The organism is Micromonospora sp. D75, assembly GCF_018070405.1.
GTDB lineage: Bacteria > Actinomycetota > Actinomycetes > Mycobacteriales > Micromonosporaceae > Micromonospora > Micromonospora chalcea.
In genome coordinates, this window is the sequence record NZ_JAGPXV010000007.1 from 1 (window position 1) to 22,313 (window position 22,313).

General features: G+C 72.4%; 25 protein-coding genes, 1 pseudogene and 1 riboswitch. Of the genes and pseudogenes, 19 read left to right on the plus strand and 7 right to left on the minus strand.

Annotated features, from left to right (window positions below):
• From KBX39_RS33070 to KBX39_RS33725, 14 genes and pseudogenes are all read left to right on the plus strand, one after another.
• Positions 1 to 146 (plus strand): annotated as a pseudogene (locus KBX39_RS33070) (protein phosphatase); the annotation flags it as partial.
• Positions 147 to 194: 48 nt separating this feature from the next.
• Positions 195 to 665: a MarR family transcriptional regulator gene (locus KBX39_RS01185; protein WP_043323983.1), complete on the plus strand. Its 471-nt coding sequence runs from the start codon at positions 195 to 197 to the stop codon at positions 663 to 665.
• 359 nt (positions 666 to 1,024) lie between these two features.
• Complete coding sequence (locus KBX39_RS01190; protein ID WP_210868780.1) at positions 1,025 to 1,612, plus strand: CDP-alcohol phosphatidyltransferase family protein; 588 nt, start codon at positions 1,025 to 1,027, stop codon at positions 1,610 to 1,612.
• Positions 1,609 to 2,565 (plus strand): DUF881 domain-containing protein, encoded by a 957-nt coding sequence (locus KBX39_RS01195; protein ID WP_043323986.1) that lies wholly within the window; start codon positions 1,609 to 1,611, stop codon positions 2,563 to 2,565. The genes KBX39_RS01190 and KBX39_RS01195 overlap by 4 nt, the downstream gene beginning before the upstream one ends.
• Positions 2,562 to 2,894 carry a small basic family protein gene (locus KBX39_RS01200; RefSeq protein WP_007071104.1) on the plus strand — a complete coding sequence of 111 codons (333 nt, stop codon included), beginning with the start codon at positions 2,562 to 2,564 and terminating at the stop codon, positions 2,892 to 2,894. Before KBX39_RS01195 ends, KBX39_RS01200 begins: the two co-directional genes overlap by 4 nt.
• Before the next feature lie 10 nt (positions 2,895 to 2,904).
• Positions 2,905 to 3,840: a DUF881 domain-containing protein gene (locus KBX39_RS01205; protein WP_210868794.1), complete on the plus strand. Its 936-nt coding sequence runs from the start codon at positions 2,905 to 2,907 to the stop codon at positions 3,838 to 3,840.
• 54 nt (positions 3,841 to 3,894) lie between these two features.
• Positions 3,895 to 4,275 (plus strand): glycine cleavage system protein GcvH, encoded by a 381-nt coding sequence (gcvH, locus tag KBX39_RS01210; protein ID WP_043330119.1) that lies wholly within the window; start codon positions 3,895 to 3,897, stop codon positions 4,273 to 4,275.
• Between the two features lie 216 nt (positions 4,276 to 4,491).
• Positions 4,492 to 4,944 (plus strand): FHA domain-containing protein, encoded by a 453-nt coding sequence (locus KBX39_RS01215; RefSeq protein WP_030503922.1) that lies wholly within the window; start codon positions 4,492 to 4,494, stop codon positions 4,942 to 4,944.
• A 50-nt stretch (positions 4,945 to 4,994) separates the two neighbouring features.
• Positions 4,995 to 5,696 (plus strand): MerR family transcriptional regulator, encoded by a 702-nt coding sequence (locus tag KBX39_RS01220; RefSeq protein ID WP_176722889.1) that lies wholly within the window; start codon positions 4,995 to 4,997, stop codon positions 5,694 to 5,696.
• A 212-nt stretch (positions 5,697 to 5,908) separates the two neighbouring features.
• Entirely contained in the window at positions 5,909 to 6,373 is a 465-nt protein-coding gene (locus KBX39_RS01225) for a bifunctional nuclease family protein (protein ID WP_043330120.1), read from the plus strand.
• 218 nt (positions 6,374 to 6,591) lie between these two features.
• Complete coding sequence (locus KBX39_RS01230; RefSeq protein ID WP_064446489.1) at positions 6,592 to 7,179, plus strand: MerR family transcriptional regulator; 588 nt, start codon at positions 6,592 to 6,594, stop codon at positions 7,177 to 7,179.
• A gap of 437 nt (positions 7,180 to 7,616) precedes the next feature.
• The gene (locus tag KBX39_RS01235) at positions 7,617 to 8,006 is read left to right on the plus strand and encodes a group 1 truncated hemoglobin (RefSeq protein ID WP_069089632.1); all 390 of its coding nucleotides are present in this window, start codon (positions 7,617 to 7,619) and stop codon (positions 8,004 to 8,006) included.
• Positions 8,007 to 8,008: 2 nt separating this feature from the next.
• Positions 8,009 to 9,169: a globin domain-containing protein gene (locus tag KBX39_RS01240; protein WP_064445942.1), complete on the plus strand. Its 1,161-nt coding sequence runs from the start codon at positions 8,009 to 8,011 to the stop codon at positions 9,167 to 9,169.
• 55 nt (positions 9,170 to 9,224) lie between these two features.
• On the plus strand, positions 9,225 to 9,908 hold the full coding sequence (locus tag KBX39_RS33725; RefSeq protein WP_064445943.1) for a DivIVA domain-containing protein: 684 nt from the start codon (positions 9,225 to 9,227) through the stop codon (positions 9,906 to 9,908).
• Positions 9,909 to 9,951: 43 nt separating this feature from the next.
• Here the strand turns inward: KBX39_RS33725 and KBX39_RS01250 are convergent, their stop codons facing one another.
• The gene (locus KBX39_RS01250; RefSeq protein WP_069089634.1) at positions 9,952 to 10,608 is read right to left on the minus strand and encodes an NAD(P)H-binding protein; all 657 of its coding nucleotides are present in this window, start codon (positions 10,606 to 10,608) and stop codon (positions 9,952 to 9,954) included.
• Between the two features lie 80 nt (positions 10,609 to 10,688).
• On the opposite strand from KBX39_RS01250, the gene KBX39_RS01255 reads away from it, so the two are divergent.
• Entirely contained in the window at positions 10,689 to 11,531 is an 843-nt protein-coding gene (locus KBX39_RS01255) for an NAD-dependent protein deacetylase (RefSeq protein ID WP_210868781.1), read from the plus strand.
• A gap of 59 nt (positions 11,532 to 11,590) precedes the next feature.
• Positions 11,591 to 11,682, plus strand: a riboswitch (glycine riboswitch).
• A 72-nt stretch (positions 11,683 to 11,754) separates the two neighbouring features.
• Positions 11,755 to 14,577, plus strand: coding sequence for an aminomethyl-transferring glycine dehydrogenase (gene gcvP / locus KBX39_RS01260; protein ID WP_210868782.1), 2,823 nt, complete (start codon positions 11,755 to 11,757; stop codon positions 14,575 to 14,577).
• Positions 14,578 to 14,671: 94 nt separating this feature from the next.
• Here gcvP and KBX39_RS01265 read toward each other — a convergent pair whose 3' ends face one another.
• The gene (locus tag KBX39_RS01265; RefSeq protein WP_013286363.1) at positions 14,672 to 14,872 is read right to left on the minus strand and encodes a DUF5999 family protein; all 201 of its coding nucleotides are present in this window, start codon (positions 14,870 to 14,872) and stop codon (positions 14,672 to 14,674) included.
• 123 nt (positions 14,873 to 14,995) lie between these two features.
• On the opposite strand from KBX39_RS01265, the gene KBX39_RS01270 reads away from it, so the two are divergent.
• On the plus strand, positions 14,996 to 16,198 hold the full coding sequence (locus KBX39_RS01270; RefSeq protein ID WP_210868783.1) for a chorismate-binding protein: 1,203 nt from the start codon (positions 14,996 to 14,998) through the stop codon (positions 16,196 to 16,198).
• 54 nt (positions 16,199 to 16,252) lie between these two features.
• On the opposite strand, the gene pip is transcribed toward KBX39_RS01270, so the two are convergent.
• Entirely contained in the window at positions 16,253 to 17,203 is a 951-nt protein-coding gene (gene pip, locus KBX39_RS01275; RefSeq protein ID WP_210868784.1) for a prolyl aminopeptidase, read from the minus strand.
• Between the two features lie 100 nt (positions 17,204 to 17,303).
• Between pip and def the strand changes: the two genes are divergently transcribed.
• Positions 17,304 to 17,813, plus strand: a complete 510-nt coding sequence (def, locus tag KBX39_RS01280) for a peptide deformylase (protein ID WP_064445948.1) — start codon at positions 17,304 to 17,306, stop codon at positions 17,811 to 17,813.
• On the opposite strand, the gene KBX39_RS01285 is transcribed toward def, so the two are convergent.
• Together KBX39_RS01285 and KBX39_RS01290 are read right to left on the minus strand one after the other, a co-directional pair.
• Positions 17,793 to 18,596: a GNAT family N-acetyltransferase gene (locus KBX39_RS01285; protein WP_210868785.1), complete on the minus strand. Its 804-nt coding sequence runs from the start codon at positions 18,594 to 18,596 to the stop codon at positions 17,793 to 17,795. The two genes, def and KBX39_RS01285, sit on opposite strands and share 21 nt — an antisense overlap.
• A complete protein-coding gene (locus tag KBX39_RS01290; RefSeq protein ID WP_176722890.1) occupies positions 18,581 to 19,351 on the minus strand; it encodes a TSUP family transporter in 771 nt (256 codons plus the stop codon). Before KBX39_RS01290 ends, KBX39_RS01285 begins: the two co-directional genes overlap by 16 nt.
• 174 nt (positions 19,352 to 19,525) lie before the next feature.
• Between KBX39_RS01290 and KBX39_RS01295 the strand changes: the two genes are divergently transcribed.
• The gene (locus KBX39_RS01295; protein WP_210868786.1) at positions 19,526 to 20,305 is read left to right on the plus strand and encodes an endonuclease/exonuclease/phosphatase family protein; all 780 of its coding nucleotides are present in this window, start codon (positions 19,526 to 19,528) and stop codon (positions 20,303 to 20,305) included.
• A 3-nt stretch (positions 20,306 to 20,308) separates the two neighbouring features.
• Here KBX39_RS01295 and KBX39_RS01300 read toward each other — a convergent pair whose 3' ends face one another.
• Positions 20,309 to 21,175: a bifunctional 5,10-methylenetetrahydrofolate dehydrogenase/5,10-methenyltetrahydrofolate cyclohydrolase gene (locus tag KBX39_RS01300; protein ID WP_043324007.1), complete on the minus strand. Its 867-nt coding sequence runs from the start codon at positions 21,173 to 21,175 to the stop codon at positions 20,309 to 20,311.
• A gap of 93 nt (positions 21,176 to 21,268) precedes the next feature.
• Positions 21,269 to 22,300 (minus strand): hypothetical protein, encoded by a 1,032-nt coding sequence (locus KBX39_RS01305; RefSeq protein ID WP_210868787.1) that lies wholly within the window; start codon positions 22,298 to 22,300, stop codon positions 21,269 to 21,271.
• Between the last annotated feature and the right edge of the window lie 13 nt (positions 22,301 to 22,313).

Consider the following 22,313-nt stretch of genomic DNA (forward strand, 5'->3'; position numbering starts at 1 on the left):
GGCTGCAGCCGGCGACCGAGGCAGTTGGTACGGTGATGCGCGAACTGCATGCGTACCACGCCGACGCGGATCTCCGTGACGACGCGGTCGTCGTCTGCCTGGACTGGCGCGGTTCCGGCCGGTCCGACGACGTCACGGGGCAGTGATCGGGGCGGCGGAGCGAACACGAGCGGGACGATCGCAGGGGACAGCGGGTGGAGCGACCTCCGAATCTTGCCGCGGCCATCGAGTCGGCTGCCGAGGCGCTCATCGGTGTGCTCGACTCCGCGACCTCACGGCACACCGTCAGCGTCTCGCCGACCCAGCTGCGGGTGCTGTCGCTGATCGTGTCCCATCCCGACACCAACGTGAACCGGCTGGCCGAGCTGCTGGACGTGGTCCCGTCGTCGGCGAGCCGGCTCTGTGACCGCCTGGAGGCCGTCGGCCTGCTGCGCCGGGTGGCCGACCCGCGTGACAGGCGAGAGGTGCGGCTGATCCCGACCGCGGCGGCGGACACGCTGCTGCGCGACCTGCAGCAGCGCCGGCACCGTGCGGTCCAGGCGGTGCTCGACCGGATGCCCAACCGTGCGCAGCACGAGCTGCTGCTGGCGCTCGTGGCGTTCAGTCAGGCCGCCGCGGCGGTCGCGCCGCAGGCGGGCTCCGACTCCACCGCCCGCACCGCCTGAGTCCCACCCCGGCGCTGATCGTGACCAACGGCCGTGATGGTCAGCTAGTGTCCTAGGATGCCATAGCGGTTGTGACGGTCCCCACCCTCACAACACTGAGCAACGACGCAGCGCGGCCACCGGCCGGAGCGCGGGAGCCCGATATAGTGGCAGCGCAACTGAGCGGCCGGTGATCACCGGCCGCGTCGGGGGAGGTCCCAGCCCGGGATCACAGAGGGCGCCGGCGTCTGACCGGCCGGCAACGCGCACGTCCCTCCAGCGGCCGCTCGTCCGGCTGCCGGACCGTGCTGCGAAGGGAGGGTTCGGTGTCGCGTCGGCCGGCTCCAGCGGAGCACCCGGATTCCGGGGACGCCACGGTCGTGGGAGACCGCGTCCTCACGCTGCCCAACCTGATCAGCTTCGTCCGGCTCGTCGGCGTGCCGATCTTCCTCTACCTGTTCCTCGTGGTCCGCGCCGACGTCGCGGCCATCGTGGTGCTCGCCGTGGGCGGCACCAGCGACTGGGTGGACGGCTGGATCGCCCGCCGGCTGGGGCAGGTGAGCCGGCTCGGCGAGCTGCTCGACCCGCTGGCCGACCGGCTCTACATCCTGGCCACGCTGCTGGCCTTCACCGCGCGGGAGGTGGTGCCCTGGCAGTTCACCGGGGCGCTGCTGGCCCGCGAGTTGCTGCTGCTGCTCTCTCTCGGGGTGCTGCGCCGCTACGGCTACGGCCCGCCGCCGGTGCACTACGTGGGCAAGACCGCCACCTTCCTGCTGCTGGCGGCGTTCCCGATCCTGCTGCTGGCCGACGCCGTGCCGGACATCGGCACCGCGGCCGCCGCGATCGGCTGGGGCCTGGGCTGGTGGGGTCTGGTCCTCTACTGGGTGGCCGGCGCGATGTACGTGGTGCAGGCGAGCCGTCTCGTACGGCAGATGCGGGCGCGGCGCGCGGCGGAGGTGGCGGTGTGACCGGGCCGGCGTCCGGCGACGCGGAGAAGGAGCGCGACCCGTCGAGCCGGGTGTACGCGCCGGACTTCCTGACCGAGCTGTTCCGCAATCCGCTGGACCCGGGGTACGGGGACGCTGCGGCGCGCCGGGCGGCGGGTGGCATGTCGCGGGTGCGGCAGGTGCTGGGCCGCCCGGTGAGCCTGCTCGTCCTGGCGGTGATCGGGTTCCTGTTCGCGGTGGCGTACCGGGAGACGATGGCGGAGGAGCCGAGCCGGGCGACGGCGCGGGCGGGGCTGATCGCCGAGATCAAGGGGCGTGAGGCGGCGACCGACCGGTTGACCGAGCGGGCCGAGCAGTTGCGCGAGGAGGTCGGCCGGCAGCGGGACGCGGCGCTGAGCGGTTCGCAGGCGTCCCGGTTGCGCACGCTGGAGGCGGGCACCGGTCTGGCTCGGGTGCGCGGTGACGGCGTGGTGGTGCGGCTGGCCGACGCGACGGCGGACCAGGACGGCGTGACCAGCGGGGACGCGGGCCCGTCCCGGGTGCTGTACTCGGATCTGCAGAAGGTGGCCAATGCGTTGTGGGCGGCGGGCGCCGAGGCGGTGGCGGTGAACGGCCAGCGGTTGACCGCGACGTCGACGATCCGGTCGGCGGGCGAGGCGATCCTGGTGGACTACCGGCCGGTGACGGGTCCGTACGAGGTGCAGGCGATCGGGCCGCGGTCGATGCGGGACCGGTTCAACGAGAGCCGGGCGGCGGCGCTCATGCGTGAGGTGGCGCGGACGACGGGGCTGTCGTTCGGGGTGAAGCGGGTCGACGACCTCACCTTGCCGGCGGCGCCGCAGCCGCGGCTACGCTACGCCGAGCCTTCGGTCAGTCCGAGTCCGCGTCCGTCGGGTTCGGGGGCTGCCGGTTCGTCGAGTCCCGGGTCGTCCGGCCCGGGTGGTTCTTCCAGCCCCTCGGGAGGTGGCCGATGATCGCGGTGCTGGCGTTGCTCGCCGGTGTGGTGCTCGGGGTGTATCTGGACCCCACGGTGCCGGCGGCGTTGCAGCCGTATCTGCCGATCGCGGTGGTGGCCGCGTTGGACGCGGTGTTCGGTGGGGTGCGGGCGAAGCTGGACCGGATCTTCGACGACAAGCAGTTCGTGGTGTCGTTCATCTCGAACGTGCTGGTGGCGGGGCTGATCGTGTACCTGGGTGACCAGTTGGGCGTGGGTGGTCAGTTGTCCACGGGTGTGGTGGTCGTGCTCGGGGTGCGCATCTTCGGAAATGTGGCGGCGATCCGTCGGCACCTGTTCCGGGCGTAGGTTTGTGGCGATGAGTGAGGAACACAGGGAGACGGGGACGGGGTGGCCGCGTCCGGTGGAGCCGGAGCGGCCGTCGGGTCCGGCGGGTGAGCCGGATCCGCGCCCGGACGCGCCCGATCCGGACGAGTTGAGCCCGTTGGCGCCGGTGGAGCCGGCGCCGGATGAGTCGTCGGAGCCGGCGGAGCGGGAGGCGGTGCCGGAGTCCGAGCCGGAGCCGGAGCCGGGTGCGGTGGCGCGGCCGTCGCGGTCGCGGCGGTTCTCCTCGGCGGGTCTGATGATCGCGGTGCTGCTGGCGTTGCTGGGTTTCACGCTCGTGGTGCAGTTGAAGACGACGTCGACGGATCCGACGCTCGCGGCGACGCGGGAGGAGGATCTGGTGCGGATCTCGTCGGATCTGGATTCGCGGGAGCGGCGGCTGCGTCAGGACATCGACGCCCTGGAGGAGAGTCAGCGGCAGTTGCGCTCGGGTGAGCAGGGCCGGCAGGCGGCGCTGGAGGAGGCGACGCGGCGGGCGGACGAGCTGGGCATCCTGGCGGGTACGTTGCCGGCGGTGGGTCCGGGGCTGGAGGTGCGGTTCTCGGGGCCGGCGAAGGCGGTGTCGTCGACGCGGATCCTGGACGCGGTGCAGGAGCTGCGGGGTGCGGGCGCGGAGGCGATGCAGATCCAGGGCGCTGATGGTTCGGCGGTGCGGATCATCGCGTCGACGTATTTCGTGGACGGGGCCGATGGTGTTCTGGTGGTGGACGGGCGGCGGTTGACGGGTCCGTTTACGATCATGGTGATCGGGGATCCGGCGACGATGCGTACGGCGTTGAACATTCCTGGCGGGGTGGTCGCATCGGTGCGGGACGGCGGCGGTAACGTGACCTCCGAGGATCGTGAGGTTGTGGAGGTTTCGCAGCTGCACGCGCCGATCAAGCTGGACCACGCGCGGCCGGTTTCCTGACCGGGCGCGGCCGCGCCGGTTTTTCCGGTGCACCGATGACGAAGGACGCAGTTGGTGATTCCTGAGGATCTGCGGTACACCGCCGAGCACGAGTGGGTGGTCGGTGGTGACGGTGGTGTCGTCCGCGTCGGTATCACGCACTTCGCGCAGGACGCTCTGGGTGACATCGTGTTCGTGCAGCTGCCGGATTCCGGTTCGGTGGTGGCGGCGGGCGAGTCGCTGGGCGAGATCGAGTCGACGAAGAGCGTGTCGGAGATCTACGCGCCGTTGAGCGGCACGGTGGCGGCGCGCAACGAGGCGCTTGCCGACACCCCTGAGGTGATCAACACGGATCCGTACGGTGCGGGGTGGTTGGTGGAGATCACTCCGGATGATCCGGCGGCGGTCGAGGGGTTGTTGACCGCTGATGCGTACCGCGAGCTCACCGAGAGCTGAGTTCGTGCTGTTCCGGGCGGCGGCGTGGTTCCGCGCGTCCGGTTGCCCTGCATTTCGGCGCTGGCTAGGCTCGCCCAGTCGACCGAGAACCAATAGTTTGAGCGTTGCGGAATGCGCCTTCCCGGGCACGGGGAGCCAGCCGCCGGGTGTGGTGTTGCCCGGCGGCCAGACCCGCCATTTCCTGACGCCGACCGAACAGATCCGTGAGGTGGTCCCATGACGCGCCCAGACGACGAGTTCCCCCCGCTCGACGTCACTTCGACGCTCAATCTCGGTTCGCTCGACGAAGTGCTGGAGGGGCCGGACACCGATGTGGTGCCGAGCCGGATGTCCGGTTCTTTGCCGCCGGGTATGGCGTTGCTGGTGGTTCGCCGGGGTCCGAACGCGGGCGCCCGGTTCCTGTTGGACCACGACGTGACGACGAGTGGGCGGCACCCGGACAGTGACATCTTCCTGGACGACGTGACGGTGTCGCGTCGGCACGCGGAGTTCCACCGGGACGGTGGGACGTTCACGGTGCGGGATGTGGGCAGCCTGAACGGCACGTACGTGAATCGTGAGCGGGTCGAGGCGGCGACGTTGAGCAACGGTGACGAGGTGCAGATCGGTAAGTTCCGGGTGGTGTTCATCGCCGGTCCGCGCCCGGAGGGTGAGGCCGGCCGGGGGTGAACGAGCCTGCGGCTTCGACGCCGTCCGGGGCTGGGCGGGCGCCTGCGCTGATGAGTATCGGCGAGGTGCTGGCTCAGTTGCGGCCGGAGTTTCCGGACGTCACGATCTCGAAGTTGCGGTTCCTGGAGGCCGAGGGCCTGGTGGAGCCGCAGCGGACGCCGGCGGGTTATCGCAAGTACGGCTGGGACGATGTGGCGCGGCTGCGGTTCGTGTTGACCGCGCAGCGGGATCAGTATCTGCCGTTGCGGGTGATCCGGGAGCAGTTGGCCGAGTGGGACGGTTCTGGTCCGTCGCCGGGGCGGGGGCGGCCGAATCTGGTGGCTGTGGGTCCGGGTGGTGAGGTGCCGGGCCGGGAGCCGGTGGATTCGGTCGAGTCGTCGGAGGTGCGGCTGGACCGGGCGGGGCTGATCTCGCGTAGCGGCGTGGACGAGTCGACGCTTGCGGAGTTGGAGCGGCTCGGTGTGCTGGTGTCGGATCCGCCGGGGTGGTACGACGCGGATGCTTTGATCATCGCGAGTGCGGTGGCGGGTCTGGCGGCGTACGGGTTGGAGCCTCGGCATCTGCGGGCGTACCGGTCGGCGGCGGATCGTGAGGTTGGTTTGTTCGCGCAGCTTGTGGCGCCGTTGGCGCGGCAGAGTGATCCGGCGGCGCGGGCTCGTGCGGCGGAGACGGCGCGGGAGCTGGTGGCGTTGTCGCAGCGGTTGCACGCGGCGTTGGTGCGGGTGGGGCTGCGGTCGACGTTGGGCCGGTGAGGTTGTCGACGAAGGGCCGGGTGTCGTGGACGCCCGGCCCTTCGTCGTGGGGTGGCGCGGAAAGATCTGGTCGGGGGAGCGTGTCGTAGGCTTGCCGGGGTAAGCCCCTCCGGCGAGGCGTGGTGCACGTAGCGTGTGGGACTCCTGTGTCCTGGTCCGTGTACCGTGCAGGGAGGGGCGCGGTGCAAGGTGACGACGACACGGAGGCGGCGGTGCGCGAGCTGAGCGTGGTCGGAGTTCGGGTGGAGTTGCCGAGCAACCAGCCGATCGTCCTGCTGCGGGAGGTCGAGGGGGACCGCTATCTGCCGATCTGGATCGGCGCGGTCGAGGCGACGGCGATCGCTTACGAGCAGCAGGGGGTCAAGCCGGCCCGGCCGTTGACGCATGATCTTCTGCGGGATGTGCTGGCGGCGTTGCAGGCGCCGTTGCGGGCGGTGGAGATCACCGAGTTGAAGGACAACGTTTTTTACGCGGATCTGCTGCTGGGTGACGGGGTGCGGGTGTCGGCGCGGCCGAGTGACTCGATCGCGTTGGCGTTGCGGGTCGGCGCTCCGATTCGTTGTGCGGAGCAGGTCCTCGGCGAGGCGGGGATCGTGATTCCGGACGAGCAGGAGGACGAGGTGGAGAAGTTCCGGGAGTTCCTGGATCAGGTGCGTCCGGAGGACTTCGCGGGTTGAGGTGTGCCCGGCCGGGTGGCCGGGGTCGGCGCGGCGGTGGTTGTCACTGTGGGTGATGGCTGGCCGCCGTGTGTCGTTGGTGCCGGGCGGTCGCGCGGCGTGTCGCGGTGTCTCCTGCGGGTGAAGTGCGGGCGGCGGCGATAGGGTTGCCGTGTCGAGGGGTGCGCGTGACGGGGAGTCGGCGCGGCACCGCCACGGACGCGGGGAGGTTGGTCCGGATGCACGAGCCGCGGGATCCTGGTCCGGGTGCGGAGCAGCAGGCGGGTGTGGGGCCTGAGTCGGTCGGTGACGGTGAGGTCGGCTACCGGGGTGTGACCGCGTGTTCGGCGGTGGGCATCAGTTACCGGCAGTTGGACTATTGGGCGCGTACGGCGCTTGTGGTGCCGAGTGTGCGTGATGCTTCGGGTTCGGGGACGTCGAGGTTGTACTCGTTCCGCGACCTGGTGGTGTTGAAGGTCGTGAAGCGGCTGCTGGACGCCGGGGTGTCGTTGCAGAACATTCGGAAGGCGATCGAGGCGTTGCGGTCGCGTGGGGTGGATGATCTTGCGGGCATCACGTTGATTTCCGACGGGACGACTGTGTATGAGTGCCGGTCGCCGGAGGAGGTGGTCGACCTGTTGCAGGGCGGCCAGGGCGTGTTCGGCATCGCGATCGGTGGGGCGTTCAAGGAGATCCAGGGTTCGTTGTCGCATCTGCCGGCGGAGCCGGTGGGTGGGCAGGAGCCGGCTGCACCGGCGGTGGAGCCGGAGGCGGACGCGGTGGGTGACGAGCTGGCGGCGCGTCGGGCGCGGCGCCGGGCCGGGTGACCTGCGTCGCGTCTCGTTGACGGGATCGCGCCGCGCCCGAAAAGGGTGCGGCGCGATTCGTGTTTTGGTGACGGGGTGTGCTGTGCGGGGCCCGGGCGGGCCCGGTCCGGTGGTCGGGCGCGGCCCGGTCGGTGTATCCGCAGGTCGCGGCTGGTCGGTGCGCAATGTCCGAAAGGGACGGTACGCGCTGTGGGTTGACCGGGGGTGCTCGGCTGACTGCGGTGTGTTCATCGTATTCGCGGCTGTTGTTGACTGTCCGTAGTTGACGGTTCTCGGGATCGGGACAGGGGCGGCGTGAAGCGTGGTGGGGGGCGCGCTATCGTCCGTTCCGATCGTCGGCGTGTCGACGTCACGGTGGAACGCTGTGTGACTTCGCGCGCCGGACGGTGAGCCCCTGACGCGGCGCTGCCCGCGGACCCCTGGTGGAAGGACCGAGCATGACGGTGACGAGCGAGACCACCCCGATCTCCCATTACGAGCGCATCGGCGGCGCGGCGGCGGTGAAGGCCGCTGTGGAGTTGTTCTACGACAAGGTGCTGGCCGATGCGGATCTCGCGGGCTACTTCACCGGGGTGGACATGGTGGAGCAGCGGCGGCACCTGGCGCTCATGCTGGCGGTGGTGCTCGGTGGGCCGAACGAGTACGCCGGCCGTGGGCTGGCCGAGGCGCACCAGCCGTTGAACATTCCGGGTGAGCACTACGCGAAGGTCGGTGAGCACCTGACGGCGACGCTGGTGGAGCTGGGCGTGCCGGCCGACGTGATCGCCGACGTGCAGGTCGTGCTCGGGCAGGTCCGCGATCAGGTCGTGTCGGCGGGGGATGCCTGAGCGTGGACGCGGCACGGCTGAAGCAGAGCTGGTCCCTGGTCGCCGCGCACGGCGACCAGGTGCCGCTCTACTTCTATTCGACGCTGTTCCTGGCGCATCCGGAGACCCGGCAGATGTTCCCGACGAACATGGCCGGGCAGCGGGATCGTCTGGTGGCGGCCCTGGGGCATGTGGTGTCCCACGTGGACCAGGTGGATCAGCTGGTCGGGTTCCTGCGGGACCTGGGCGCGGATCACCGGAAGTTCGCGGTGCGCGCGGAGCACTATCCGGCGGTCGGTGAGGCGCTGCTGGCGACGTTGCGGCATTTCTGCGGTGAGGCGTGGACCGACGAGCTGGCGGCCGACTGGACCGCGGCGTACGGCCTGGTGGCGCAGGTGATGACCGACGGCGCGCAGGCGGCGGAGTCGCAGTCGCCGCCGTGGTGGGTGGCGGAGGTGCTGTCGCACGAGCAGCGCACGTTCGACGTGGCGGTGCTGACGGTGCGCCCGCAGTATCTGCTGCCGTTCAGGCCGGGGCAGTCGATCGGGGTGTCGCATCCGGCGGTGCGGTCGTGGCGGTACTACTCGCCGGCGAACGCGCCGCGTTCGGACGGCACGGTGGAGTTGCACGTGCGGGCCGCGCCGGGTGGCGTGGTGTCGTCGCGTCTGGTGTACGGGTGCGCGGCGGGTGATCAGATCCATCTGGCTTCGCCGGTGGGGGAGCGGTTGACGTTGTGGCAGGCCGGGTCGTCGGATCTGCTGCTGTTGGCCGCCGGGACCGGCTGGGCGCCGGTGAAGGCGCTGGTGGAGCAGGTGGCGGCGGAGGGTTCCGGGCGGCGGGTCGACCTGTATGTGGGGGCCCGTTCGCGTACGGAGTTCTACGACAGCGAGGCGATCGACAAGTTGGCGGCGACGCATCCGTGGTTGCGGGTGTCGTACGTGGCCGGATCGGATCCGCAGCGGCCGGGGGAGATGGTGCGGCTGGCCGACCGGGTGCTGGCCGACGGGGACTGGCGGTCGAGGCACGTGTATGTGTGCGGGTCCGACGAGATGGTCGGTGATTCGGTGGCGGCGCTGACCGCGGCGGGTTACCAGCCGGGCCAGCTGCACCACGAGGGTTTCGGCAAGCACTGGTACGGCCCGTCCTGGCGGACGGTGGCCGAGGGAACAGAGGTGATCCGGTGAGCGCGAGGAGTGAGCCGGGGTTGCGAGCCCCGCAGTCGCGAACAGAGGTGATCCGGTGAGCGCGAGCCCGATCAGCAGCTATGACTCGCAGCACGTGTCGGGTCCGGTGCAGGTGCGGCTGACCGCGGACCGGGTGCGTCGGTGGGAGTTCGGGTCGGCGGCGTTCACCCGGCGCGGGTACGACCCGGCGGACGTGGACCGGTTCCGGTTGCAGGTGGCCGACGAGCTGGATCTGCTGGCGGCGCAGGTGGGGGACCTGCGGGCGGAGAACGAGCGCCTCAACGACCATCTGGAGCTGCACCGGCACGGGGTGATCCCGAGCGCGGAGAAGGCGCCGGCGGCGCCGGCGGCGAAGGAGGTCAATCTGCTGTCGGCGGCGCAGCGGGAGGCCGAGCAGATCATCGCGCAGGCGCACGACTACGCGCGCCGGGTGGCCGAGTACGCCCGTACCCAGTACGAGAGTTACATGCGGGCGGCGGCGGAGGAGGCGAAGCAGGAGGCCGAGCGGGCGGTGGCGGAGTACCGCAGCGCCGCCGGGGGCAGCTTCGACGACTCGGTGGCGACGCGGGAGGCGTTGCGGATCTTCGGCGAGATGATGATCTCCCACATGCAGGCGGCGGCGCGGCATCTCGACGACGGTAGTGAGCAGTTGGCGCGCACGATGGAGCGGATCTCCCGGGAGTTGCCGGCGGCTGGTGGCGGCGCGCCGCAGCCGGCGTTGCCCCGGCATCAGCGGTGACCGTGCCGCCCGGCCTGCGGTGCGGCGGGCCGGGCGGTGCGGCTCAGGTGGTGACGGCGGTGATCGCTTCGGCGATGGGGGTGTCGCCGCCGACCAGTTCGAGGGTGTGCCCGGCGGTGCCGGGGGCGTAGAGCAGGGCCAGCAGGACCCGGGCGACGTCGGCGCGGCTGATCGCGCCGCCGGTGACGTGCCGGGCCAGCGTGATGCGGCCTTCGGGTTCGTCGTCGGTGAGCCGGCCGGGCCGCAGCACCGTCACGTCGAGGTCCCGGCCGGTGATGTCGTCCTCGGCGGCTTTCTTGGCCCGCAGGTACGCCGCCCACACGTCGTCGGTGCCGTCGGCGGGTGCGTCGTCCACGCCCATGGAGGAGACCAGCAGGTAGCGGCGTACGCCGGCTTGTGCGGCGGCGTCGGCGAGCAGCACTGCGGCGCCGCGGTCGACGGTGTCCTTGCGGGCGGCGCCGCTGCCGGGTCCGGCGCCGGCGGCGAACACGACGGCGTCGGCGCCGGCCAGGTGGGCGGCGAGGGTGTCGACGTCGGTGTGTTCCAGGTCGCAGAGGACCGGTTCGGCGCCGGCGGCGCGTAGCGCGGCGGCGTGGTCGGGGTTGCGGATGAGCCCGAGCGCGGTGTCTGCGCGTCCGGCCAGTTCCCGCTCCAGCAGTTTGGCGATCTTTCCGTGCCCTCCGGCGATGACGACGCGCATGCGATCAACGTAGCCCGGCCGGGCGCGCCCCGCCGGGCGTCCGGGTGGGAGGTGCGGGTCCGGCGAGGGACCATGGACGGGTGAGTGAGGCGTTCGAGGCGTTGGCGCGGCTGGTGGCCGCCGGGGACGTGGTGGTGCTCAGCGGCGCGGGCCTGTCCACCGAGTCGGGCATTCCGGACTACCGGGGGCCCAGCGGCGCGTCCCGCCGGCACACCCCGATGACGTACCAGGAGTTCACCCGGGATCCGCTGGCGCGGCGGCGGTACTGGGCGCGCAGCCACCTGGGCTGGCAGACCATCGCGCGGGCCGCCCCGAACGAGGGGCACCGGGCGGTGGCGCGGCTGCAGGCGGCCGGGCTGCTCGGCGGCATCATCACCCAGAACGTCGACGGGCTGCACACCGCCGCCGGCGCCACCGGCGTGATCGAACTGCACGGCCGCCTCGACGAGGTGACGTGCCTGGACTGCGGCAACGCCACCGGCCGCGAGGAGCTGCACCGGCGCCTGTCGGAGGCGAACCCGGGTTTCGACGCGCGGGTGGCGCACGTCAACCCCGACGGCGACGTGGACCTGCCGGACGAGGCGGTGACCGGGTTCCGCACGGTCGACTGCGCGCTGTGCGGCACCGGCATGCTGAAACCGGACGTGGTGTTCTTCGGCGAGACGGTGCCCGCGCCGCGGGTGGCCGACTGTTTCGCCCTGGTGGAGGGGGCCCGGGCGCTGCTGGTGCTGGGGTCGTCGTTGACGGTGATGTCGGGGCGGCGGTTCGTGCTGCGCGCGGCCCGCCACGGCATCCCGGTGGCGATCGTCAACCAGGGCGTCACCCGCGGCGACACCTACGCGGCGCTGCGCCTGGACGCGCCGCTGGGCGCCACCCTGCGCGCGCTGGCGGACCGGTGCGCGGCGGCCCCGGCGCCGGTGTGATCGACAACCCCGGGACATGAGCCGGAAACACGCCCGCTGGTAGCGTTGGGGGTGCCGGTACCACCCACGTGGGAGAGACCGCCGATCCCGGCGGCGCCGAAGGGGCAGATTCTCCCCGGAACCTCTCAGGCAAAAGGACCACGTGGGCAGGCGCTGTGGAGCGCGTCAGCGCGACTCAGGGGGAGGCCGACCCGTCGACCTCGCCCCCCAAGGAGCGCAGCGCATGACCGCAGAGCAGTTCGCCGACCGGCACATCGGCCCCGGCCCGGCCGACGAGCGCCGGATGCTGGAGGCCGTCGGTTACGGCTCCGTCGACGAGCTGATGGACGCCGCGATCCCCGAGGTGATCCGCTGGCACGGCACCCTGGACCTGCCCGCCCCGGCCAGTGAGCGGGAGGCGATCGCCGAGCTGCGCGCCCTCGCGTCCCGCAACACCGTCGCCGTGTCCATGATCGGTCTGGGTTACCACGGCACGCACACCCCGGCGGTGATCCGCCGCAACGTGCTGGAGAACCCCGCCTGGTACACCGCGTACACGCCGTACCAGCCGGAGATCAGCCAGGGCCGGCTGGAGGCGCTGCTGAACTTCCAGACCATGGTCACCGACCTGACCGGTCTGGCCACCGCGAACGCCTCGATGCTCGACGAGGGCACCGCCGCGGCCGAGGCGATGACCCTCGCGCGCCGCGCGTCCAAGAGCAAGAGCCCGGTGTACGTGGTCGACGCCGACGCGCTGCCGCAGACCGTCGCGGTGATCACCAGCCGCGCCGAGCCCCTCGGCATCGACGTGCGGGTGATCGACGTGGAGCGCGACGAGCTGCCGGCGGAGTTCTTCGGCCTGCACCTGCAGTACCCGGGCGCGTCCGGCGCGGTCCGCGACGACCGGGCACTGGTCGACGCGGCGCACGGCGTGGGCGCGCTGGTGACGGTCGCCGCGGATCTGCTGGCGTTGACGCTGCTGCGCCCGCCGGGCGAGATCGGCGCCGACATCGCCGCCGGCACCACCCAGCGGTTCGGTGTGCCGATGGGCTTCGGCGGCCCGCACGCCGGCTACCTGGCGGTGCGCTCCGGGCTGGAGCGGATGCTGCCCGGCCGCCTGGTCGGGGTGTCCCGCGACGCCGACGGCAACCCGGCGTACCGGCTGGCGTTGCAGACCCGCGAGCAGCACATCCGGCGGGAGAAGGCGACCAGCAACATCTGCACCGCGCAGGTGCTCCTCGCCGTGATGGCCGGCATGTACGCCGTCTACCACGGCCCGGACGGGCTGCGCGCCATCGCCCGGCGTACCCACGAGGCGGCGGCGCGGCTCGCGGCCGGGCTGCGCGCCGGCGGCGTTCAGGTCGCGGACGTCGCGTTCTTCGACACCGTCACCGCGACCGTGCCGGGCCGGGCCGCCGACGTGGTGGCCGCCGCCGCGGCGCGCAACGTGAACCTGCGGCTGGTCGACGCCGACCGGGTCGGCATCTCCTGCGACGAGACCACCACGCCCGCGCACCTGCAGGCGGTGTGGGCGGCGTTCGGCGTCGACGGGTTCGACGGCGAGGTGGACGCGGCCCTGCCCGGCGGGCTGGCCCGCACGTCGGAGTTCCTCACCCACCCGGTGTTCCACAGCCACCACTCGGAGACGGCGATGCTGCGCTACCTGCGCCGCCTGGCCGACTTCGACTACGCGCTGGACCGCGGCATGATCCCGCTGGGGTCGTGCACGATGAAGCTCAACGCCACCACCGAGATGGAACCGATCACCTGGCCGGAGTTCGCGCACCTGCACCCGTTCGCGCCGAACGCGCAGACCACCGGGTACCGGGAGCTGATCGCGCAGCTGGAGAGCTGGCTGGCCGAGGTCACCGGCTACGACGCGGTCAGCGTGCAACCCAACGCCGGGTCGCAGGGTGAGCTGGCCGGGCTGCTGGCGATCCGCGGCTACCACCGCGAGCGCGGCGAGGCCCACCGCGACGTGTGCCTGATCCCGTCGTCGGCGCACGGCACCAACGCCGCGTCCGCCGTGATGGCCGGCATGCGGGTCGTGGTGGTCGGCTGCGACGCCGACGGCAACGTCGACCTGGTCGACCTCGACGCGAAGATCGACAAGCACCGGGACGCGCTCGCCGCGATCATGGTGACGTACCCGTCGACGCACGGCGTGTACGAGACCGGCATCGCGCAGTTGTGCGCGAAGGTCCACGACGCCGGCGGTCAGGTGTACGTCGACGGCGCGAACCTCAACGCGCTGGTCGGGTTCGCCAAGCCGGGCCGGTTCGGCGCGGACGTGTCGCACCTGAACCTGCACAAGACGTTCTGCATTCCGCACGGCGGCGGCGGCCCCGGCGTCGGGCCGGTGGCGGTGCGTTCGCACCTGGCGCCGTTCCTGCCCGGCGACCCCCTCGGCGCCCGCGCCGACGGGCGGCCGGCGATCTCGGCGGCCAACCACGGGTCGGCGGGGATCCTGCCGATCCCGTGGGCGTACCTGCGGATGATGGGCGCCGACGGGCTGGCCCGCGCCACCGGCGTGGCCGTCCTGGCCGCGAACTACGTGGCGGCGCGGCTGCGTAACCACTTCCCGGTGCTGTACGCCGGCAACAAGGGCCTGGTCGCGCACGAGTGCATCCTGGACCTGCGTCCGCTGACCAAGGCCACCGGCGTGAGCGTCGACGACGTGGCGAAGCGGCTGATCGACTACGGCTTCCACGCGCCGACGATGTCGTTCCCGGTGGCCGGGACGCTGATGGTGGAGCCGACCGAGAGTGAGGACCTGGCCGAGCTGGACCGCTTCTGCGACGCGATGATCGCGATCCGGGCGGAGATCGACAAGGTCGGCTCGGGGGAGTGGCCGGCGGGGGACAACCCGCTGTCCAACGCGCCGCACACCGCGGCGATGGTGTCGGCCGACGAGTGGCCGCATCCGTACCCGCGGTCGGTGGGCGCCTACCCGGCGGGCGTGGACCGGGCGGGCCGCTACTGGCCTCCGGTGCGGCGCGTCGACGGCGCGTACGGCGACCGGAACCTGGTCTGCTCGTGCCCCGCGCCGGAGGCGTTCGAGGACTGAGCGGCGAACGCCGGGGCGGTGGGCTCTCGCCGCCCCGGCCGGCGCGCCGGCCGGTCATGACCGGCGCGTACGCTCACTGACGCTGCGTGATGGCTCAGGCCACGAGAGCGTGACGGGCCGGACCCCGGTGCGGGGCGATGGTGCGTCCGTCGGGGAGCAGCTCACCGGTGTCCTCGAAGACGATGACACCGTTGCAGAGCAGGCTCCAGCCCTGCTCAGGGAAGCAGGCGAGGACGCGGGCGGCCTCGCGGTCGGTCGCGTCGGCGGAGGGGCAGGTGGGCTGGTGCTGACACATCGGGTTCTCCGGACTGTGGGGGCACTGTGTCATGGTTCACATGACCAGTGACGCACAGTACCAAGGAAAACTGAGCGGCAACGAGCAAGGATGCGTCTTGTTCACCGAGAATGGGCTGAACGGATGACCCGTAACGGGCCAGACGTTGTGGAAGCGCTCCCACAGGTGGAGGTCGATACCCCAGGCGCCCCGCCCGGATGCCGTCGCCGACTGGTCGAGACGGCCCGCCTGCACTGGTCCGCCACCGACGGCGGCGACCCCGCTGACCTGGCACAACGCTTCCTCGCCGCGCACGGCGTCACCCGCGACGACCTCACCCGCCCCGGCCGCCACGACCCCGACGACGCGGTCTGCGGCGCGGCGCTCTACCTGTCCGCCGCCGCCGGCGCGTACACCCTCGGCGTGTCGCCCGGCGCGCCGAGCCCCGCGCCGACGCTGCCCGACCTGGTCGTGGTCGTCTACCACCACACCGACCGGCCCACGCCGACCCCGCCACCGGCCCACGCCGGCGGGTGGCGGCTCGGACCATGGCGCGACAGCTGGACCCCGGCCGCGCACGCCGCCGCCGTCGACGCGGTCCGCGCCGCCATCGCCCGCGGCGACGTCTACCAGACCAACCTCGTCGGCCACGCCGCCGCCCCGTACACCGGCGACCCCCGGCCGGCGCTGGCCCGCCTCGCCGCGCTGCCCGGCGCCCGCTACGGCGGCACCCTGCACGGCCCCGGCTGGGCGCTCGGCTGCGCCTCCCCGGAAACCCTCATCGCCGTCGAACACGGCCGCCTGGTCACCCGCCCCATCAAGGGCACCCGCCCGGCCACCCCCGCCGGCCGCCGCGAGCTGCTCGCCTCCGCCAAGGAACGCGCCGAACACGTCATGATCGTCGACCTGGAACGCAACGACCTGGCCCGCGTCGCCCGCACCGGCTCGGTGCGCGTCGACGAGCTGTTCGCCGTACGCCGCTGGTGTGACCTGTGGCAGGCGGAGTCCACGGTGTCCGCGGCGCCCGCCGACGGCCTCGGCCTGGCCGACCTGCTGCGCGCGGTCTGCCCCGGCGGCTCGGTCACCGGCGCGCCCAAACGCGCCGCGCTGGCGCAGATCGCCGCGCTGGAGCCGGTCGGACGCGGCGCGAGCATGGGCGCGCTCGGCTGGGTCGGACCCGACCGCCTCGACCTGGGCCTGACCATCCGCACCGCCGCCGCCGCCGCCGACGGCGACCTGCTGCACCTGTGGGCCGGCGGCGGCATCACCTGGGACAGCGACCCGGCCGCCGAGGTCGCCGAGGCCGCCGCCAAAGCCGCCCCGATCCGCGCCCTGCTCGCCGGCTGACGGGCCGGCCCGCTCGCGGCGGCTCCGCCGGCCGGTAGCGGCCGTGCGCGGCGGTTACCGGCCGGCGGCGAAGGCGTCCAGGGCGGCGACCACCCGCTCGCTGATGCCGTGCCCGCCGCCGTGCCCGCCGGACTCCACGATCTCCAGCCGCGCATCAGGCCAGTCCCGGGTCAGCAGCCACGCGATGTCCGGCGGGCCGCTGACATCCAGCCGGCCCTGCACCAGCACCCCCGGAATCCCCGCCAGGCGGCCCGCGTCGCGCAGCACCTGCCCGTCCGGCTGGAAACCCCGGTTCGCGAAGTAGTGCGTCACCAGCCGGGCGAACCCGTACCGGAACACCGGATCGGCGAACCGCGGATCCGGCGCGTACCCGCCCGCGAGGGACACGTGCACGTCCTCCCAGTCGCACCAGTCCCGCGCCGCCCGCTCCCGCACCGCCGGGTCCGGGTCGTCGAGCAGCCGGGCGTACGCCGCCGACAGGTCACCGTCGCGGTCGGCCTCCGGCACCCCGTCACGGAACCGCGCCCACTCCTGCGGGAACACCCGGCCCATGTCCCGGGTCAACCACTCGATCTCCCGGCTGGTGTTGGCGACCACGCTGAACAGCACCAGCGCGGTGACCCGCTGCGGGTGCCGCTGCGCGTACGCCAGCGCCAGCGACGACCCCCACGACGCGCCGCACAGCAGCCACCTGCCGATCCCCAGGTGCGCGCGCAGCACCTCCATGTCGGCCAGCAGATGCCCGGTGGTGTTCACCGACAGGTCCGTGGCCGGATCCGACGCCAGGGGAGTGCTGCGCCCACAGCCACGCTGGTCGAACAACACGATCCGGTACGCGGCCGGGTCGAACAGCCGCCGCCACCCCGCGCCCGCGCCCGAACCCGGGCCGCCGTGCACCACCAGCGCCGGCCGGCCGTCCGGATTGCCGCACGTCTCCCAGTACACGCGCTGCCCGTCCCCGACGTCCAGCATCCCGTGGGCGTACGGCTCGATCGGCGGATACATGCGGCGGCCTCCCAGCGTCGGTGTCCGCACACCCTACGAGCGTCGCCGCCCCGGCGGGTGCCCCCCCGCGCAGCGGTAAGCAACGGATAGCCTTCCGGACATGACTATGCGCCCGATCCGGATCATCGGCGACCCCGTGCTGCGCACCCCCAGCGAACCCGTCACCAGCTTCGACGCCGAACTGCGCGCCCTCGTCACCGACCTGATGGACACCCTGCTCGGCGCACCCGGACGCGCCGGCGTCGCCGCGCCCCAGATCGGCGTCAACGCCCAGGTGTTCGTCTACGACGCCGACGGCCGGCGCGGCCACATGATCAACCCCACGTTGGAACTGTCCGACGAACTCCAGGACGACGACGAGGGCTGCCTGTCCATCCCCGGCCTGTACTTCCCGACCCCCCGCGCCCTGCACGCCACCGCCCACGGCTACGACCAGCACGGCGAACCCCTCACCATCACCGGCAGCGGCTTCCTCGCCCGCGCCCTGCAACACGAGACCGACCACCTGCGCGGACGCCTCTACGTCGACACCCTGCGCGGCGACACCCGCCGCCGGGCCCTGCGCGAGATCCGCGCCGGCCGATTCGACTCACCCAGCCGCGGCCGCTGACGTCAACGCGCACTCGGTGAACCCGGCCACCCGGGAGAACCCCAACCGCTCGTACAGCCGCACCGCCGCCGCGTTGTCCGCCCGCACGTTGAGCGTCACATGATCCACCGACGTGCGCAGCCGCGCGCACAACGCCGCCACCACCCCCGCGCCCAGACCCCGACCCCGCACGTCCGGATGCGTCGTCACGTTCCCCAACGCCGCCACCCGCCACCGCGGCGAGAACACGTGCACCCCCGCCACCGCCACCAGCCGGCCGCCCTCCCGCACGCCCACGTACTGGCCCGTGTCCAGCATCCGCGGATCGAACCAGTTTCCCGGATACGCCACCGCGTACAACCCGGAAAGCTCCGCCGCGTCCGCCGGCCCCAACGGCTCACCCACCGCCGGCACCGCCGCCAACCGACCCGGATCCGTCAACGCCATCCGGTGATGCGCCGCCGCCTCCGACACCACGAACCAGCGGCCCACAGCCGCCTCCAGACCGGGGGACAGGTGCGCCCACATCCGCGCCGGCAACACCGGCGCCGCCTCCGCCAGCAACCCCGCCAACTCCGGCACCCGATCCGGCGCCGCGAACGCCAGCAACGTCGGCAACTCCACCCCGTGATACAGCAGCACCACCTGGTCGCCACGCCGGAACCACGACGTGTACGGCCAGAAGAAATCGTCCAGATCACCCAACTGGTACGCGTGCAACACCGGATCCCGGCCCAGCAGACCCGCCAGCACCGCCCGATCGTGCTCCGCCCGCACCGCCACCGCGATCAGCCCGCCAACCACTGGTCGTAACCCAACCGGGCCACCAACGCCAGCACCACCACCAGCAGCACCACCCGCACGAACCCCGCACCCCGCCGCAACGCCATCCGCGCGCCCACCGCCGCCCCCACCACGTTGCACACCGCCATCGCCGCACCCAACGCCCACCACACGTGCCCCGTCAACCCGAACACCACAAGCGCACCCAGATTCGTACCCGCGTTCACCACCTTCGCCATCGCCGACGCGTGCACGAAATCCGAACCCAGAATCGCCGTGAACGCCAACACCAGAAACGTGCCCGTACCCGGCCCGATCAACCCGTCGTACAGGGCGATGCCCAACCCGGCCACCGCCACCGCCACCACCACCCGCCCCGGCGTGCGCCGCGGCGACGACACCACACCCAGCGACGGCCGCGCCATCACGAACACCGCCACCGCCACCAGCACCACAAGCACCACCGGCCGGTACGCGCCACCCGGCACCGCACCCGCAAGCGCCGCACCCAACCCCGCCGTCAGCACCGCCAACCCCGCCGCCGGACCCGCCACACCCCAGTCCAGCTTCGTCCGCCGCGCATACGTCACCGCCGCCGTCGACGTACCGAAAATCGCCGCCAGCTTGTTCGTGCCCAACGCCGTCGCCACCGGCACACCCGGCGCCGCCACCAGCAACGCCGGCAACAACAACAGACCACCGCCACCCACCACCGCGTCCACCCACCCCGCGACAAGGGCAGCGGTCAGCAACGTCGTCAACGACAGGGCATCCACCGCCGCATTCTGCCCACCCCGCCACCAGCGACAACGCCACCTGTGGCAAGCCTCACCGGCCCCGACGACGCCGCAACCACACCCCCACCGACCCCACCGCCACGAACACCAGCATCGAACAGCACAACAGTCTCAGCACCCGGCAAGACTGCCACGACGACGTAGGGTGTCCAGGTGCGCCTGGCCACCTTCAACCTGCTGCACGGCCGATCCCTCACCGACGGACTCGTCAACCCCGACCGGCTCACCGCCGCCGTCACCGCCCTCGACGCCGACGTCCTCGCCCTCCAGGAAGTCGACCGCGACCAGACCCGCAGCGGCAAACTCGACCTCACCGCCCTGGCCGCCCGCGCCCTGCACGCCGACCACCACCGCTTCGCCGCCGCCGTCGTCGGCACCCCCGGCGAACAGTTCCGCCCCCTCACCCACGACGACGACGGCCACGGCGAACCCCTCTACGGCATCGGCCTGATCAGCCGCCACCCCGTCCGCTCCTGGCAGGTCACCCGCCTACGCGCCGCCCCCGTCCGCTCACCCATCTACGCACCCGGACCCGGCGGCGGCCTCATCCTGCTCCGCGACGAACCCCGCGTCGTGCTCGCCGCCGTCCTCGACACCCCCCACGGCCCCCTCACCGTCGCCGCCACCCACCTGTCCTTCGTCCCCGGCTGGAACATCTGGCAACTACGCCGCGTCATCCGCGCCCTGCGCACCCTGCCCGCACCCCGGATCCTGCTCGGCGACCTCAACCTGCCCGCCGGACCCGCCGCCGCGCTCACCCGCTGGCGACCCCTCGCCCGCCGCCCCACCTACCCGGCCGGGCAACCCCGCGTCCAACTCGACCACATCCTCGCCGACCGGCACGCCCTCGACCGGCTCCCACCCGTCACCGCCGTCCACACACCGCTGGCCACCATCTCCGACCACCGGCCCCTCGTCGTCGACCTCGGCTGACGCTCAACCCAGCCCGGCCTGCCGCCGCGCCGCCTCCACCGCATTACGGAACAACATCGCCACAGTCGTCGGACCCACCCCGCCCACACGCGGCGTGATCGCACCCGCCACCTCGGCACACGACTCGTCCACGTCCGGCAACAACCGCCGCCCCTCGTACCGCACCCCACCACCGACCACCACCGCACCCGGACGCACATGCTCCGGCCGCACGATCCCCGGCACCCCCGCCGCCGCGATCAGGATCTCCGCCCGCCGCGTGTACCGCGGCCAGTCCGCCACCCCCGTGTGCACCACAGTCACCGCAGCGTTCGCCGTCGGCCGCTTCTGCGCCAGCAACATCGCAAGCGGCCGACCCAACGTCGCACCCCGGCCCAGGATCACCACCTCCCGCCCCGCCACCGGCACACCGTGAAACGCCAGCAACGCCTCGATCCCCGCCGGCGTACACGGCAACGGACCCGGCAACCCCAACGCCAGCCGGCCCATGTTCACCGGATGCATCCCGTCCACGTCCTTGTCCGGATCCAGCACCGCCAACGCCCGGTCGTAGTCCAGATGACCCGGGATCGGATACTGCACCAGCACCCCGTGGACCGTGGCGTCCGCGTTGAAATCCGCCAGCACCGCATGCAGATCCGCCTGCGACGCCGACGCCGGCAGATGCACGTGCGGCGACACGAAACCCAACTCCGCCGCCTGGCGTTGCTTGATCCGGATATAACCCGCGCTCGCGTCGTCGTCACCCACCAGCACCGTCGCCAGCGCCGGCGTCACCCCCGCCGCACGCAACTCGGCCACCGACGCGGCGACCTCCGACAACACCCGCTCCGCCACCGGAGCACCCGGCAACAACCGCGCAGAAGACATACGACACCTCGCCCGCAGGGGCCCAGGCGGTCGACCCCCACGACGAGCTCCCCGATGGTTCACCCATCCCCGTGCCGCCAGTCGCGTTCCCCCTCAGCCTGCCACAGCCTCCGCCGCCACCGCATCCACCACCGCCTGCCACCCCGGCAACGCCGCCAGCAGACCGTCCGCCCGCCGCCGCCGATCCGCCGCCGACGCCACACCCAGATCCGCCAGCACCGCCTGGAACGCCGGCCGCAACGCCCGCTCCCGCTCCGGTGCCACCGTGCCCAACACCACATGACACCGCGCGTACGTCACCAGCATCCAGAACATCGCCTCCCGATGCCGGCCCGCCCCGATCAGCTCAACCGCACCGTCGAACACCACCGGACGCCCCGCCGCACCCAGATCCGCCCCGAACGCGAACCCCTCCCGCGGCAACCGCGCCACCTCGTCGAACACCACCGCCAACCCGGCCAGATGCGCCCGCACCCGCGCCGGATCCAACCCCACCCCGCCGCCGTCGAGCGTGTCCAGCAACCCCGGATACCGATCGGCGAACCCGAACCGCGACAACACGCGCTCCGCCCGCACGTACCGCCGCCGCACCGTCGGATCCACCAGCCCCGCCACCGCCGGCCACACCGCCAGCAACGACGTCGGGAACACCCACGCCAACACCTGCTCCGCGGTTGGCCGCTCGGCGTCGACCGCCCGCAACCCGGCCTCGATCCGCCGCCGCACACCCGCACACCGCGCCCGCACCCACACCGGATCCGCGAACGCCGCCGCCACCCGCTCCCGCACCGCGCCTAACCGGCCCGACGGATCCGCGATCACCCCATCGGTACGCAACATCGGCGCGAACACCCACGACCCCAGCACATCCTCCGGGCCGCCCAACTCCGCCCACGTGATCGTGCTGACCTCCAGCAGCACCCCCCGATACACGAACTTGCCCACCTTCGCACCGGGCTCCCGGCGCACCAGCAACACGTCCACGTCCGACCACGGCGGCAACAACGCGTCGTCCGGCAACCCCACAGTCGACCCGCTGAACAACGCCCCCTCGATCGCCGGATCGACGCGCATCCGCTCCCGTACCCACCCGGCCGCCACCGCCCGCGCCGCACCCACCCGCATCCGCCCGATCCTG

Coding starts and splice junctions, on each gene's coding strand:
- KBX39_RS01200 (WP_007071104.1), top strand. CDS start 2,562: ATGATCGCGGTGCTGGCGTTGCTCGCCGGTGTGGTGCTCGGGGTGTAT.
- KBX39_RS01205 (WP_210868794.1), top strand. CDS start 2,905: ATGAGTGAGGAACACAGGGAGACGGGGACGGGGTGGCCGCGTCCGGTG.
- KBX39_RS01215 (WP_030503922.1), top strand. CDS start 4,492: ATGACGCGCCCAGACGACGAGTTCCCCCCGCTCGACGTCACTTCGACG.
- KBX39_RS01220 (WP_176722889.1), top strand. CDS start 4,995: ATGAGTATCGGCGAGGTGCTGGCTCAGTTGCGGCCGGAGTTTCCGGAC.
- KBX39_RS01230 (WP_064446489.1), top strand. CDS start 6,592: ATGCACGAGCCGCGGGATCCTGGTCCGGGTGCGGAGCAGCAGGCGGGT.
- KBX39_RS01235 (WP_069089632.1), top strand. CDS start 7,617: ATGACGGTGACGAGCGAGACCACCCCGATCTCCCATTACGAGCGCATC.
- KBX39_RS01250 (WP_069089634.1), bottom strand. CDS start 10,608: ATGCGCGTCGTCATCGCCGGAGGGCACGGAAAGATCGCCAAACTGCTG.
- gcvP (WP_210868782.1), top strand. CDS start 11,755: ATGACCGCAGAGCAGTTCGCCGACCGGCACATCGGCCCCGGCCCGGCC.
- KBX39_RS01265 (WP_013286363.1), bottom strand. CDS start 14,872: ATGTGTCAGCACCAGCCCACCTGCCCCTCCGCCGACGCGACCGACCGC.
- KBX39_RS01270 (WP_210868783.1), top strand. CDS start 14,996: ATGACCCGTAACGGGCCAGACGTTGTGGAAGCGCTCCCACAGGTGGAG.
- pip (WP_210868784.1), bottom strand. CDS start 17,203: ATGTATCCGCCGATCGAGCCGTACGCCCACGGGATGCTGGACGTCGGG.
- def (WP_064445948.1), top strand. CDS start 17,304: ATGACTATGCGCCCGATCCGGATCATCGGCGACCCCGTGCTGCGCACC.
- KBX39_RS01300 (WP_043324007.1), bottom strand. CDS start 21,175: ATGTCTTCTGCGCGGTTGTTGCCGGGTGCTCCGGTGGCGGAGCGGGTG.
- KBX39_RS01305 (WP_210868787.1), bottom strand. CDS start 22,300: ATGCGGGTGGGTGCGGCGCGGGCGGTGGCGGCCGGGTGGGTACGGGAG.